At 68.4% G+C, this 13893-nt stretch carries 10 protein-coding genes; 6 read left to right on the forward strand and 4 right to left on the reverse strand.

All coding sequences use genetic code 11. The features are described from left to right. Position 1 precedes the first annotated feature (1 nt). Complete coding sequence (locus OHS03_RS27025; protein WP_328657960.1) at positions 2–1861, forward strand: VanW family protein; 1860 nt, start codon at positions 2–4, stop codon at positions 1859–1861. 62 nt (positions 1862–1923) lie between these two features. On the opposite strand, the gene OHS03_RS27030 is transcribed toward OHS03_RS27025, so the two are convergent. The 3 genes from OHS03_RS27030 to OHS03_RS27040 all read right to left on the reverse strand — a co-directional run bounded on the left by OHS03_RS27030 (position 1924) and on the right by OHS03_RS27040 (position 5051). Beyond that, positions 1924–3126, reverse strand: coding sequence for a DUF5685 family protein (locus OHS03_RS27030; protein WP_328657962.1), 1203 nt, complete (start codon positions 3124–3126; stop codon positions 1924–1926). 60 nt (positions 3127–3186) lie between these two features. Next, a complete protein-coding gene (locus OHS03_RS27035; RefSeq protein WP_056823668.1) occupies positions 3187–3786 on the reverse strand; it encodes a TetR/AcrR family transcriptional regulator in 600 nt (199 codons plus the stop codon). A gap of 86 nt (positions 3787–3872) precedes the next feature. Then, positions 3873–5051: a glycoside hydrolase family 3 N-terminal domain-containing protein gene (locus tag OHS03_RS27040; RefSeq protein ID WP_328657964.1), complete on the reverse strand. Its 1179-nt coding sequence runs from the start codon at positions 5049–5051 to the stop codon at positions 3873–3875. A gap of 115 nt (positions 5052–5166) precedes the next feature. On the opposite strand from OHS03_RS27040, the gene OHS03_RS27045 reads away from it, so the two are divergent. The 4 genes from OHS03_RS27045 to OHS03_RS27060 all read left to right on the forward strand — a co-directional run bounded on the left by OHS03_RS27045 (position 5167) and on the right by OHS03_RS27060 (position 11297). After that, a complete protein-coding gene (locus tag OHS03_RS27045; protein ID WP_328657966.1) occupies positions 5167–5634 on the forward strand; it encodes a universal stress protein in 468 nt (155 codons plus the stop codon). Between the two features lie 57 nt (positions 5635–5691). Further along, a complete protein-coding gene (locus OHS03_RS27050) occupies positions 5692–6789 on the forward strand; it encodes an isochorismate synthase (RefSeq protein ID WP_328657967.1) in 1098 nt (365 codons plus the stop codon). A gap of 67 nt (positions 6790–6856) precedes the next feature. Beyond that, on the forward strand, positions 6857–7027 hold the full coding sequence (locus tag OHS03_RS27055) for a DUF2613 domain-containing protein (protein WP_022566695.1): 171 nt from the start codon (positions 6857–6859) through the stop codon (positions 7025–7027). Further along, positions 7008–11297 carry an alpha-(1->3)-arabinofuranosyltransferase domain-containing protein gene (locus OHS03_RS27060; protein ID WP_407942525.1) on the forward strand — a complete coding sequence of 1430 codons (4290 nt, stop codon included), beginning with the start codon at positions 7008–7010 and terminating at the stop codon, positions 11295–11297. The genes OHS03_RS27055 and OHS03_RS27060 overlap by 20 nt, the downstream gene beginning before the upstream one ends. Before the next feature lie 7 nt (positions 11298–11304). Here the strand turns inward: OHS03_RS27060 and OHS03_RS27065 are convergent, their stop codons facing one another. Next, on the reverse strand, positions 11305–12495 hold the full coding sequence (locus tag OHS03_RS27065; RefSeq protein WP_328657969.1) for an acyltransferase family protein: 1191 nt from the start codon (positions 12493–12495) through the stop codon (positions 11305–11307). A 146-nt stretch (positions 12496–12641) separates the two neighbouring features. Between OHS03_RS27065 and pgfA the strand changes: the two genes are divergently transcribed. Beyond that, positions 12642–13832, forward strand: coding sequence for a cell envelope lipid trafficking protein PgfA (pgfA, locus tag OHS03_RS27070; RefSeq protein ID WP_328657971.1), 1191 nt, complete (start codon positions 12642–12644; stop codon positions 13830–13832). Positions 13833–13893 lie beyond the last annotated feature (61 nt).

Genomic DNA, 13893 nt, shown 5'->3' on the forward strand with positions numbered 1-13893 from the left:
CGTGCCCAGCGAGTCGACCGCCGGACAACCGGCCGACCGAAGGGGCGAGGTCGGATTACGCAAGCTGCTCGAATCAAATCGCACTTTCGATCCGGACACCACCGCCCTCACCCAGCCCCTGAACACCGTGACCCGCGATCGCTGGTCACCCACTCCCGGCCCCGCGGGCAACCAGCCGCCGACCCCGCCGGGCAACCAGCAGCTGGTCAAGCGAATCGGGATCGCGGTCGGCGCCGTGCTGGCCGTCGGAACCGCCGCCTACCTGGCCGACCTCGCGTTGAGCTCGGGTGAGGTGGCGCGCGGCGTCGTCGTCGCCGGTATCGACATCGGCGGGATGGACCAGGCCGAAGCCGACGCGCTGCTGCACACCGAGCTCGGACCCAAGGCCGAACGACCGCTCCCTGTACGGATCGGTGACGTGCAGGCGAGCATGGTGCCTGCCGCAGCCGGTCTGTCGGTGGACTACGACCGCACCTGGGACGCCGTCGGCGGTCAGCCGTTGAACCCGGTGAGCCGACTGATCTCCCTGTTCGGCACCCGCGAGGTACCGGTGTCGAGCACTGTCGACACCGCGGCTCTCGACGCACAGCTCGCTGATTTCCGCGTCCACGACAATCCGACCGTCGAAGGCACAGTGCGGTTCGAGAACGGCAGACCCGTCGCGGTCGCGCCGGTGCCCGGCCGGGTGCTCGACACCGAGGCCGCGCGCACCACCATCACCGACCGCTGGGCCGCCAGCAGCCAACTGGATCTGCCCGTGGTGGCCGCACCCGTCGCCGTGCGCACCGATGCCGTACAGGCGGCGTTGCGCGAGATCGCGACGCCGGCTGTCGCCTCACCGATCACCTTGTCCGGCAAGGATGTTCAAGCCTCGCTGACCACCGGCCAGATCGCCGATGTGCTCGGTTTCGTCCCCGACGGCAACGGCGGACTGGCGCCCCAGATCGACAACGACGCCGTAATCGCATTGCTCGCACCGCAATTGGCGAAGTCCGAGGTGGAACCCAAGGACGCCACCTTTACGGTCGGTGCGGGTAAGCCGACCGTCGTGCCCGCTGTGGTCGGCGAGAAGATCGACTGGCCCAAGACGCTGGAGAAGCTGCCCGCCCTGCTCACGCAGTCGGGTCCGCGCACCACCCCGGTGGTGTATCAGCGCGTCGAGCCCAAGCTCACCACCGAGGCCGCGAACGCGCTCGGGGTGAACGAGACGATCGGCCAGTTCACCACCGGCGGCTTCAGCGGACCCTCCGGAGTGAACATCCGCACGGTCGCCGCCAAGGTCGACGGGGCGGTGATCAAGCCGGGAGATACGTTCTCGCTCAACGAGTTCACCGGTCCGCGCACCGCCGCGGAAGGCTATGTGGAGTCGGGCATCATCGACAAGGGCAGGCCGAGTACCGCGGTGGGCGGCGGCATCAGCCAGTTCGCCACCACGCTCTACAACGCGGCCTACTTCGCCGGGATGGAAGACGGCGGACACACCGAGCACAGCTACTACATCTCGCGCTACCCGGCCGCGCGCGAGGCGACCGTGTTCGACGGTGCGATCGACCTGGCGTTCCGCAACACCGGCACGACCGGCGTCTACATTCAGGCGGTCGCCACCGGATCCGACATCACCGTGCGGTTGTGGGGCACCAAAACCGTGAACGTGGAATCGATTACGGGTGAGAAGTCGAAGCCGACCGAGCCCAACGAGGTCGTCCTGCCCAAGGGCAAGGACTGCATCGCCTCCGAGGGTGCGCCCGGCTTCACCATCTCCGACACCAGGGTGATCACCGACGCGAAGTCCGGCGCCCAGGTGTCGCGGCATACGCGGACCGTGAAGTACGACCCGATCCCGATTGTGAAGTGCGAGTAGGGGTTCGACGGTAAAAGGCTCGCGCTGTCGGCGGATTCGCCACCACGCGAGCCTTTTTTTCGTCAGCAGCCGCAATCGCAACTGCAGTCGCCGCAACTGCAGTCCTCGCCGCAGCAGTTACCGCAGCAGTCACCGCAATCGCAGCAACTGTCGCAGTCGCAGTTCTTGGCCCAGGCGTCCTTCTGTTCGCCGGTGCACGGACTGGTGTGATCGACACAGCAGGCCATGCCGGTGCAATAGACGCCCAGGATCAGCCCACTGGCCTTGAACGGACCAGGACGGCCCGGGCGGCGACTCGGCGGCGACGGAAACTCGTACGGCGAATGCTGTTGAGCCGTAACGGAAGTACGGCAAGCATGCCCGACCGCCATGCCGAGCCCACGGCCGAGGCTTCGCAGCAGGCTCGCCAGCGGATCGAGCAACGCCCAGCGCACGGTCGGCAGCTGATCGAGTTCGGCCTCGGCCGCGGCCCGACGGATGTGGGATTCGCTCTCGCGCAGCAGATCGTAGGCGCGGGGCATATCCGTGCCGGTGGCCTCCAGTGGATTGAAACGGCCGCGGGCACGGTCGCGTTCGAGGTCTTCGATGGCGTCGGCCAGATGCGCGATACGACCGACGTGCCGACCGATCTCCTGGAGAGCGGCAACGTTTTCCGGGCGACCGGCCAGCGTGGCGGTATGCCCGAAGAGGGTGGCGGCACAGAGTTGAGTCGGCCCGGTGAGTTCGTCGAGCGAGACCGAACCCGGACCGCCCGCACGTCCTTGCGCGCTGAAGGCCGCCGCGCGGGACTCCAGCGAGGACTGGGTGCCGATCGCGTTCAGCATCGGCCGTACATCGAGCCCGATCAGGTCTGCCTGCTGTTCGGCTCGTGCCGCCCAGGAGTTCGACACCCTGCGCATCGGACCACGGGCAACAGCGGACGCATCACCGTCGTCGACGTGATCGCCAATCTTGGCCGCGCCCAACAGCAGTGACGCGGTGGCGGCCAAGCGCACGCCAGGCGCGCTCGCGGCGACCACCGAGGCGCGCTTCATTCCGCGCAGCGGACACGGACCCGCGGTCGTGCGCGCACCGGCACCCGACTGCGCCTCGGTGAGCACACTGAGCACGATCGCATCGGTATTGGTCGCCGCACGGGCCAGCTGACCGTGCCCGTCGCGCAGACCCAGACACAGCCCGCACATGTGTGCCTGCCACTGCCCCGGATCGATGCCATATTTCGCCGCGCCGTGCGCACACGGCTTCAACACACCGAACACTGCCACCCCGTCTTTCGTGAAACGTCAACCGTGCACGATCGCAGCCGACGGGGCGCGGCGCAACCGCTAGTCGGTCTTCTTCCGACCGGCCAGACCGCGCCAGGCGAGATCGTCGAGCAGGTCGACCGCCTCGGCCACTTCGATCCGACCGCTCGCGACCCGGTCGGCGATGGCCTCACCCGCGCCGATCACCGCCGCCGCGACGACCTCGAAATTGGTGCCGGGGTCGGCGTTCTTGGCACTGGATTCCAGCAGTTTCGCGGTGAGCTCGATGACGCGCTCACGGGCATTGTCGATTTCGGAGGCGAAAGTTTGCTGACCGATAGCCTGTCGGTAGAGAACCTGCCAGGACTGCCGATTGCGGTCGACGAAATCGAGGAAGCCCTCCAGCGCGGTGCGGACCTGTTCGTGGGGGGTCAGTTGCGGGTTGCCCGCGGGCGCGACGGCTTCGATGAAACGCAGACCCTCGCGCTGGATGCAGGCGCGAAACAGCTCGTCCTTGGAGCCGTAGTACAGGTAGAGCATCGGTTTGGAGATCTTCGCCTCGGCGGCGATGGCATCCATCGACGTGTCGTGGAAGCCTTTGCGCGCGAACACCTCGACGGCGGCATCGAGCATCTGCTGCTCGCGAACCGCCCGGGGAAGTCGCTTGGTCCCGCCTGCCATCCACTCTCCTACCGCAGGGTGAACCACCTATCTTACTTCAAGGTAAGTTCACCCGCGCTCATTTGCCGCACAGTCGCCGGGCACGATCAGCAGCCCAGCGCTACGCCCTTGTAGCGCGCCATCCGCAGTACGGAAGTGTCGACCCGGTCGGCGGGCAGTTTGCCACTAGAGACCGACTGTTCCAAACGGTCGAGTACCTGCGGCACCGCGTCGCTGCTGATCCACAGCGCGTTGTCGGCGCCCGCGACGAGGGTGGCCTCGACCGCGTCGACGATGGACATGCGGGCGGTGATGGCGGCCATGCCGCTGAGATCGTCGGTGAAGATCGGACCGTTGAACGGCGGGGCGCCGTAGCCGGTGCCCTCACGCAGCAGCGTCATCGCGGCCGGGCTGATGCTGGCGGGCACACCGGGGTCGGTCAGGCCGGGGACGTCGAGGTGACCGACCATCACCGCCGCGCCGGAGTTCACCAGGTCGCGGAACGGCACCAGGTCGGTGTTCTGCAACTGATCCAGCGGCGGGGTGGTCACGGCACCGGTGTGCGAGTCGCCCGAGCCCGAGCCGTGGCCGGGGAAGTGCTTGATCACCGAACCGAGGCCCACCTCGTTGGACGCGCGGATGTAGGCGCCCGCGAACTCGGAGACGACCTTCGGATCGTCGCTGAAGGAGCGGTCGCCGATCACGCTGTCGTCGGGCTGGCTGCTGACATCGACGTCGGGCGCGAAATCGACCGTGATGCCGACGTCCTTCAGCGCCTTCGACCGGGTCAGGGTGAGCTGGTAGAACTGCTCAGGGGTCTTGGCCTGCGCGATCTCGCGGGCCGACGGCACGGCGCCGATCACGTTCTTCGCGCGCGAGACACGCCCGCCCTCTTCGTCGATCGTCACCATCAGCGGCACCTTGGCCTGAGCTTTCACCGCGTCGAGCGCGGCGCGGTCGAGCAGGCTCGGATCGGTCCAGCTGCCGACGAAGATGCCGCCCACCTGCTCCGAACTCACCACATTCGAGGCATCCGCCGAACCGGTGATGCCGACGGTCAGCAACTGGGCGAGCTTCTCCCGCTGGGAGAGTTTGGCGAGATAGTCTGCGCCGCAATTACTTTGGACCGGCGTCGCCGACGCGGGCGCACTCGACTCCCCAGCGACAGAGGGGGCGGCCACTCCGCTGCTACTGACCGCGGGCGTCGTCTCGTTCGACGATCCTCCCGAACAAGCGGTGGCAACGGCGGCGAGGACTGCGAACACGACCACAGGCGATTTCCGCATGCGCTCCACGTTAGCCCGCCCGGGTCGCGAACCCCACAACGCTGGTTCGGATCGATACCCTCCGCCCGGGGGTAACCTGAGAAAAAAGCCGCTCCGACCAGCGCAGGAGGTCGTCATGGCATGCGATCGGATGCTCATCGCCTACGACGGTTCCGAACACGCCAAACGAGCTATCGAATACGCCGGGCGGTTCCTCACCGCCGAACGCGCGATTCTGCTCACCGCATGGGAACCGATGGTGCGCCAAGCCGCACGCATCTCCGGGATCTCCGGGGTGATGCAGCCGGAGTGGGTGCCCGACGAGGAGGTGGAGGACATCGCCTACTCCGACGCCCGCAAGATCAACGCCGAAGGCGTACACCTGGCGAAACTGGTCGGGATCGACGCCGAACCGCGCACCGCCGAGTGCACGACCACGGTCTGGAACGCCATCGTGGCCTGCGCCGATGAGCTCGACGTCGACATCATCGTCGCCGGTACGCGCGGTTCAACGGGGTTGCGCGCGCTGTTGCACAGCAGTGTCGCCGAGGCGGTGCTCAAGCACGGCCACCGGCCGGTCTTCCTGGTGCCGCCCGACCAGTGAGAGTTCGATCGCTCTCCCGAATCGATGCCACGGTCTCGGAGCTATGGTCGAGACACCATGAACGAATTCCTGCTCGCTCGACCCGACGCGGTGTTGCGGACTTCGGGCGTGCGCGCGACCTATTCGGATCCTAAGCAGGCGGTCGCGGCATTGCGTCGGACGAGGGCGCCGAGGTTGATCGTCGGTGCGCTGCCGTTCGATCCGCGCACGGCGGCCGCGCTCTGGGAGCCCGAGAGCGTGCTGCACACCGCGGGTCCGTGGCGGCCCGCCGCGCTGCCCGCGTTGCCCGACGTGCGGGTGGTGGCCGAGATACCCAGTGCACCAGAGCATGTGGCCCGGGTGACGAAGCTGGTCGAGCTACTCGGCGACCCCGCGAACGAACTGCGCAAGGTGGTGGCCGCGCGGTCGATGGTGCTGGCTGCCGACGCGCCGCTGGAACCAGAGGTGCTGGCCGGTCACCTGCTGACCAGGCATCCGAACGCCGCGGTGTACGCGGTAGATCTGTCCGCGGCGGGGCGAGCGGGCGAGACGCTGATCGGCGCGACGCCCGAAGTACTGGTCGCACGGCGCGGCGATCGTGTGAGCCTGCATCCGCTGGCAGGCACCCTCCCCCGCCTCGCCGACCCGGCCGATGACGCGAAGCAGGCCGCAGCGCTGTTGTCCAGCACCAAGAATCACGACGAGCACGCCTTCGTGATCGATTGGATCCGTGCGCAACTGGCGCCGGTCTGCGCGGAGCTCCACATCCCCGACGCGCCCGAACTCCTCAGCACCGAACAGGTCTGGCACCTCGCCACGCCCATCTACGGCGTGCTGCGCGATTCGTCGACCACCGCACTCGACCTGGCGCTGCTGCTGCACCCGACCCCCGCTGTCAACGGCACGCCCTTCGCCGCCGCGCTCGACGCCATCACCTCCGACGAACCGTGGCGCGGGTTCTACGGCGGGGCGGTGGGCTGGTGTGACGACGACGGCGACGGCGAATGGGTCGTGGCGATTCGCGGCGGCGAACTATCCGCCGATCAGCGCGTCCTGCGAGCCAGTGCGGGCGGCGGGATCGTGGCGGCGTCGGACCCCATGGCGGAGCTGGCCGAGACGACCGCCAAACTTCGCACCCTGCTCGGCGCCCTGCGTTGCGAGCTGCCCAACGACTGACCGAGCCCGATAGACCTGCTAGGTTTGCCGGAGACAGGCCCCGACGCCGAGCGTATTGGAGTGCGCGATGAAGTTTGCTGTTCCGGCTGTTGCCAGCGCGGTCGGCGGCGCCTTGCTGAGCGCGATCGCCGTCTTCGCCATCACGGCGGCGGTGCAGCAGAACACGGCGCCCTCGATCGACCGCAGCGGTGACAAAGACTCCTCGCTGCTCAACGCACCTGAATACGGCAGCCGCTGAGGCTGACGCCCGCGCGTCGCGCCCCGCATCGGGGCAACCGGACAGGGCGCCACTGGGTTGGCGCTGGCTCGTCGGCTCGGTAGTAGCCGCCTTCGTACTGACCTTCGCGCAGGCGCCCGGCCTCACCGTCGCCGACACCAAATACGACCTCGCGCAGAACCCGCTCGGCTTCCTCGCGCGGGCATCGCACCTGTGGAGCAGCCAGGCCACGATGGGCCAGGTCCAGAACCAGGCCTACGGCTACTTCTTCCCACACGGCGCGTTCTTCTCCGCAGGGCACCTGCTGCACCTGCCCGCGTGGGTCACCCAGCGCGTCTGGTGGGCGCTGCTCCTGCTCGCCGGGTTCTGGGGCATCGTCAAGCTGTGCGAAACGCTCGGCATCGGCTCGCGCGGGTCACGCGTGATCGCGGGCATCGCCTTCGCGTTGTCGCCGCGAGTGCTCACCACGCTCGGGTCGATCTCCTCGGAAACCCTGCCCATGATGCTGGCCCCGTGGGTTCTGCTCGCGCCCGCGGCGCTCGGCACGGCGATCAAACGACGGCGCGGCGGCCCGCTCTCTCCCGCGGGCAGTGCGTTGGCGTTGGCGCTGATGGGATCGGTCAATGCCGTGGCGACCGTGGCGGCGTTCCTGCCCGCGGCGCTGTGGTGGGCGTCCTATCGGCCGAATCGGCAGTGGTGGCGGTTTACGCGGGCGTGGATTCCGCTGCTGGTCCTCGCCACTTTGTGGTGGGTGGTGCCGCTGCTGCTGCTCGGCAAGGTGAGTCCGCCGTTCCTCGATTTCATCGAGTCCTCGGGGGTGACGACGCAGTGGGCCGCGCTGAGCGAGGTGCTGCGCGGGACCGATAGTTGGACGCCGTTCGTCTCGCCGGAGCGGATCGCCGGTGCGGTGCTGGTGACCCAGCCTGCCGCGGTGCTGGCGACCGGTCTGCTCGCGGCGGCAGGCATGGCCGGACTCGCCCGGTCGACGATGCCGTTTCGGGGTCGATTCGCGCTGATCCTGTGCGTGGGGCTGGCGGGAATCTGTGCCGGGTATGTCGGGACGCTCGGTGGGCCGTTCGCCGAATCGGTGCGGATCTTCCTCGACTCCGGCGGTGCGCCGCTGCGGAATGTGCACAAACTCGAACCGCTGATCCGGCTGCCGCTGGTGGTGGGGATGGCGCACCTACTCGGTCGCGTCGCCCTGCCCGCCTCCGTGCCGATGCCGGTGTGGCGCAGCTCTTTCGCCCATCCCGAGCGGGATCGGCTCGTCGCGGTCGCCGCGCTGGTCCTGGCCGCGCTCACCCTCGCGACCTCACTGGCGTGGACCGGTCGGCTCGCCCCGCGCGGCGCCTACGACCGGGTGCCCGCTTACTGGACCGATACCGCCGACTGGCTGGCCGACAATGCCGCCGACACCCGCGCGCTCGTGGTGCCCGGCGCGCCGTTCGGCAGTCAGATCTGGGGACTCACCCGCGACGAACCGCTGCAAGCCTTGGCGAGTACCCCATGGGCCGTGCGTGATTCGGTTCCGCTGAATCCGCCGGGCACGATTCGCGCGATGGATTCGGTGCAGCGGCTGATCGCCGACGGCAGGCCCTCGACCGGTCTCGCCGCGACCCTCGCCGACCAGGGCATCGGCTTCCTGGTGTTGCGCAACGACCTCGACCCCGAGACGTCGCGTTCCACCCGGCCGATCCTGGCGCACCGCGCGATCGAGGGCTCGCCGGGGTTGACCAAGGTGACCTCGTTCGGCGCGAATATCGGGCCGCGCGCGGCGGATGCGGGACTGGTGGTCGACAACGATCTGCTGCCCGCCTATCCGGCGGTCGAGATCTACCGGGTCGACGTGCCGCCGCCCGGCACGCCCGTCGACGTGCGAAGCGGTACCGGGGCACCGCCCGGATTCCCCGGCGCGTACACCACCCCGCTGGATTCGATCCCCGTAGTCCGCGGCGGCCCCGAGGTTCTCGAGCGGGTGCGTCGAGACGGCGAGAACCCCACGGCGCCGGTACTTCTCGAAGCGGACGCGCAGCGTGCCGGGTTGCCTCCGCGGCCCGTATCGCTGACCGACACTCCGATGGATCGAGAGTCCGACTTCGGCCGGGTCGACAATCACAACTCCGCGGTGCGCGCCGCCGACGATGCTCGGCGCACCCACAATCTGGTCTCCGACTATCCCGTCGAAGGCACCGAACTCGTGCAGGGCGAGTGGTCGGGCGCGAAGGTCACCGCCTCCAGCTCCGCCGCCGACGCCACTCAGATCGGTGGGGCAGCGCCCGGTAGCTCCACCGCGGCCGCCGTGGACGGCGATCCGAGCACCGCGTGGATCAGCAATGGTTCCGAATTCGCTCTCGGGCAATGGATTCGGCTCGATCTGGACAAGCCGATCGCCAACGGATCGCTGCGTTTCACCACCACGGCGGCGGCGCTGGGCGATCCGGTGAAGTGGGTCGAGGTGCGCACCTCACGCGGCACCGTCTCGGCGCGGATCACCGAACCCGGTGAGCCCGTATCCGTCGCGCTGCCCGCGGGCAAGTCCGACTGGGTGATGATCTCCGCGGCTCGCACCGAAACCGGCACCCGTGGTGGGCAATTCGGGATAAGCGAACTCACGCTCGACGACTATTCGAATCGGGAAGACCCGGTGCGCGTCGACATCCGGCACCGGGTGGTGCTGCCCGATGTCGCCGCGGGAACGATTGTCAGCGGGTGGGATCTCGGACAGGAATTCCCCGGTCGCGGTAACTGTTTCGACGGTCCCGACCGCGTGCACTGCAGTAAGGGACTCGGCTTGCCCGCCGAGGAACCCGGCATCTTCGGCCGCACCCTTTCGGTGCCGGAGCCGCTCACCGTCAGCACCGACCTCACCGTGCGCACCCGACCCGGTCCCGCGCTGGAGGGGTTGCTCACCGACCCGACCAGGCCGGTGGCGCGCGGCAAGGCCGATGTCGCCGATCTGCGCGGCGCCGCCTTCGCGGCCACCGACGGCGACCCGAAGACCACCTGGACCGCACCGGAATCCACCGTGCGCGAGCTCGCGAGCGGCAGACCCACACTGGTACTGGAACTTCCGGAACCGACGATGGTGACCGGACTCGACATCACCACCGCCCTCGGCGGGCTACCCGCCACCGCCACCTCCGTGGCGGTGAACCTGGGCAACGGTCCGCAGATCCGCGAACTGCCCGAACGCGAACACGGTGAACCGGCACGGATCTCGCTGTATCCCACCGAAACCGATCGCGTCGAGATCAGCATCCAGAGCTGGAACGAGGTTCTCGACCGCACCGCGCTCGGCTTCGTCCTCACCCAGCCCGCGGGCCTGGCCGAAGTGGAAGTGCTCGGCCCCGAGTACCCCGCGCACGCGCCGGGCGAACGGCTCGTCACCATCGGCTGCGACGTGGGACCGGTGATCGCCATCGGTGGGCGCGCCGTCCACACGACGATCACCGCCACCGCCGACGAACTGCGCTCCGGCGCACCGGTTTCCGCGCAGCCGTGCCCCGAGGACGCGGCCGACATCGAACTCCTGCCCGGCCACCCCGACCTCACCGTCGCACCGACCGAACTGTTCACCGTCGACCGGCTTCGCCTGCCGCGCACCGACCCCTACCCCGGCAAAGCCGTGAACCCGACCGATGCCATACCCACCGAGGCCGTACCGGAAGACGCCGCCGAACCCGCGCCTGCGCCTCCCACCTACGTCCCGGATCCGGCGTCGGGTACTCAGCTGCTGGTCCTGCCGCTGAGCACCAATGTCGGCTGGCAGGCGCACACCGCGGACGGGCGGGAACTCTCGCCCATCGTTGTCGACGGTTGGCAGCAGGCTTGGCTCGTTCCGCCTGGAACCAGCGGCGAGATCACGGTGTCGTTCCCGGCGGACCGCTGGTATCGGCTGGCGATCTTCGGCGGACTGCTGTTGCTGATTCCCCTTGTTCTGCTGGCGATTCCGCGTCGACGTGCGGTTCCCGACGTCGGCCCGGCACCGAGCACATGGGGGGTCGGCTGGGTCGCGGCGATCGGGCTGACCGGCGTGATCGCGGTCATCTCCGGGCCGTTCGGTGCGGGATTCACGCTGATCACGTTGGGCTGCAACTACTTCCGACCCGCGGTGACGGCTCGGACGCTGCCCTGGCTCGCGGGCCTCGGGACGTTGATCTCCGCGGCGGCCCTGTCGACGGGGACCTGGCGCTCCGGTACCGAATACATGGGCGGCTCGCTGTGGGCCCAGGCACCGGCGGTTGTCGCGGTCGTCGCCGTGGGGGTGGCGGCACTCCCGCGCCGTCGCTGACCGCGAGTCAGCGCACCGCCGAGGTCTCGACCGATTCCGCCCCGGGTTCGAGGCGCGCGGACGCGGTCCGCTTGTCCCAGCGGGCCGCCCAGCGGCGCGCGGGTTCTTCGATCAGGGCGAAACTGGCGGCGGCCAGCGGGAGGGTCAGGGCGGTGGTCAGGATGAGCACGTAGAGGAAGTGGCCGTGGAAGGGCATGATGCCGAAGACCGGGAAGACCACGGTGAGCACCACCAGGTGCCACAGGAAGATGCCGTAGGACCAGCGGCCGAGGATCGAAGCCGTTCGCGATTCCAGCCAGCGGTGCGGGGCGCCCGATCGGCGTAGCGCCAGGGGCGCGAGCAGGCAGAAGCCGAGGATCATGCCGAGCACCATCTTCATCGCGTACTGCCACGGCTGCGCGCGTTCCAGACCGGCCGGCCCGCCGTACTCGGTCGCCGAGAGCACGAACGCCGCGAGCGCGAACGCCCACATCAAGGGCTGACTCGACAGGATTCGGGCCCACCGGACATCACCTCGCGCGAGGTGGATCAGTTCCGCCAGGAGCATCCCCGCCGCGAACCACGGCAGGTAGGCGGGCAGCCAGTTGTCGGAGTGGATCGCGTCCGGCGTCGGGACCGGCCACAGGTTCCAGGTCAGACACACCGCGATCAGCCCACACAGCACCGGCACCCGCCACCGGGCCGCGGGGCCGCGCAGGCGCACGACCAGCCAGGCCAACAGCGGCAACACCAGGTAGAAGGCCATCTCGACCGACAGGCTCCACATCTGCGTGAGCCCATCGGTCAACGTCAACGGCACGAACACCTGCAACAGAAACAGATTCGACACCCACACTCGCAGGTTCGCCGAATGCGCCGCGCCGGGCAGCAACAGCAGGACGAACACCACAACGACCCAGTACGCGGGCATGACCCTGGCCACCCGGTGCAACAGGTAGCGGGAGGTCTTCGGCGCGCGGCCGAGACCGTGCGCGGCCGCCGCGTGTGGGCGCCACAACAGGAAACCCGACAGCGCGAAGAACACCGCGACCGCCATATCGAAGCGTTCCAGGAGCGGGCCGAGGACCGGTATCCCACTCGTTCCGGTCTGGAAAGCGACGTGGGTGACCAACACACCGAACGCCGCCATCCCGCGCATTCCTTCGAGGGCGGGAATGAAGGCGCGCGGGGGCGAAACGGGGGCGGTGGCGGTCGTCATCGGAGTCCAGTCTGCCGTGTCGGCGATTTCCACGGCACAGCGCCGCACCTTCGGAGTCCGGGCTGTTAGTGTCGGGGCTCACGAGTGCCTGTGGTGCAATACCAGACCACCGGGCCATCCGTGTTCGAACGACGAGGAGAGTTTGCATGGCACTGAGTGCCGGTACCAGAAGAACGGTCGCCTGTGTGCTCGTGGGTCTGGGCGCGGCATTACTCGTCGCCGCGCTGCTGATCCCCACCTACACGGTGAGCAAAGTCGCCAAGACTCCACTCGATCTCGAGATCACCACGATCGCGGAGAACCAGAAGGGCGAGGAAAGTCTCGTCCTCGACTCCAAGTCGTTGACCTCCGGTGAGGGTGCCGCCGTGGTGAACAAGGATGTGCCGCTGGTCTCCCAGCGTTTCGTCACCGTCGAGGAGCCCTCCGACGCCGACGATATGACGCTGCAGGCAGGTCAGACGCTGCGGCGCACCGACGTGCAGGGCGACACCGGCCTGCTCACCGCCGCCATCGACCGCGTCACCATCTCGCGCACCACCGGCATGCCGGTGGAGACCGACCCCAACGGGTCGATCGCGGTGACCGTGGACAAGGAAGGCAGCGTCATGGAGCCGGTGCAGCACACCGGCATCGGCTACCGCTTCCCGATCGGCACCGAGAAGAAGACCTACCCGTACTTCGACATCAATGTGCGAAAGTCCTTCGACGCGAACTTCATCGAAGAGACCGAGATCAACAACACGAAGGTGTACCACTTCCAGATGACCGCGCCGGTCACGAGCACCTGGGACGTCGTGCAGTCGCCGACCAACCGGCTCACCCTGCCCGCCTCCAAGTGGGGCGTCGAGGGTGGCGACACCCCCGTCACCATGACGCGTTACTACACCAACGTGCGTGACCTGTGGGTCGAGCCGGAGACCGGCACCGTGATCAAGGGTGGGGAGTCGATCCACCTGTACTACGCGCGGTCCGGGGACAAGCCCGAGGTCACCGCGCTGAAGTCGCACCTGGTGTTCGACGAGGCGACCGTCGAGTCGCAGATCGCCATCGCCAAGGAGAACACCGACAAGCTGTCGCTGTTCGGCCGCGTGGTGCCGATCGTGTTCGGCGTGCTCGGCGTACTGGCGTTGCTGGCGGGGTTGTTCCTCGGACTGCGCGGTGGTGGCACTCCGGCTCATGCGAGTCCTCGTCGGACCCGCCCGACGCCTGCGCCTACTACGGCACCTGATGACAGTGCGGCCACTCGCTGGGACGGCGACGACGCGCCGACCACGCAGTTCCCTCGTGGGGACTATGACACTCCCACCGAGCAGATTGATATCGACAAGCGTCCCTGAGTTCTGATGCTGTTCGACGGCCCCGGTCATTGACCGGGGCCGTTGTTCTCTGTGGGGAGAC

It is taken from the genome of Nocardia salmonicida (assembly GCF_036142455.1).
Taxonomy (GTDB): domain Bacteria; phylum Actinomycetota; class Actinomycetes; order Mycobacteriales; family Mycobacteriaceae; genus Nocardia; species Nocardia salmonicida.

Coding starts and splice junctions, on each gene's coding strand:
- pgfA (WP_328657971.1), top strand. CDS start 12,642: ATGGCACTGAGTGCCGGTACCAGAAGAACGGTCGCCTGTGTGCTCGTG.
- OHS03_RS27045 (WP_328657966.1), top strand. CDS start 5,167: ATGGCATGCGATCGGATGCTCATCGCCTACGACGGTTCCGAACACGCC.
- OHS03_RS27055 (WP_022566695.1), top strand. CDS start 6,857: ATGAAGTTTGCTGTTCCGGCTGTTGCCAGCGCGGTCGGCGGCGCCTTG.
- OHS03_RS27050 (WP_328657967.1), top strand. CDS start 5,692: ATGAACGAATTCCTGCTCGCTCGACCCGACGCGGTGTTGCGGACTTCG.
- OHS03_RS27065 (WP_328657969.1), bottom strand. CDS start 12,495: ATGACGACCGCCACCGCCCCCGTTTCGCCCCCGCGCGCCTTCATTCCC.
- OHS03_RS27035 (WP_056823668.1), bottom strand. CDS start 3,786: ATGGCAGGCGGGACCAAGCGACTTCCCCGGGCGGTTCGCGAGCAGCAG.
- OHS03_RS27040 (WP_328657964.1), bottom strand. CDS start 5,051: ATGCGGAAATCGCCTGTGGTCGTGTTCGCAGTCCTCGCCGCCGTTGCC.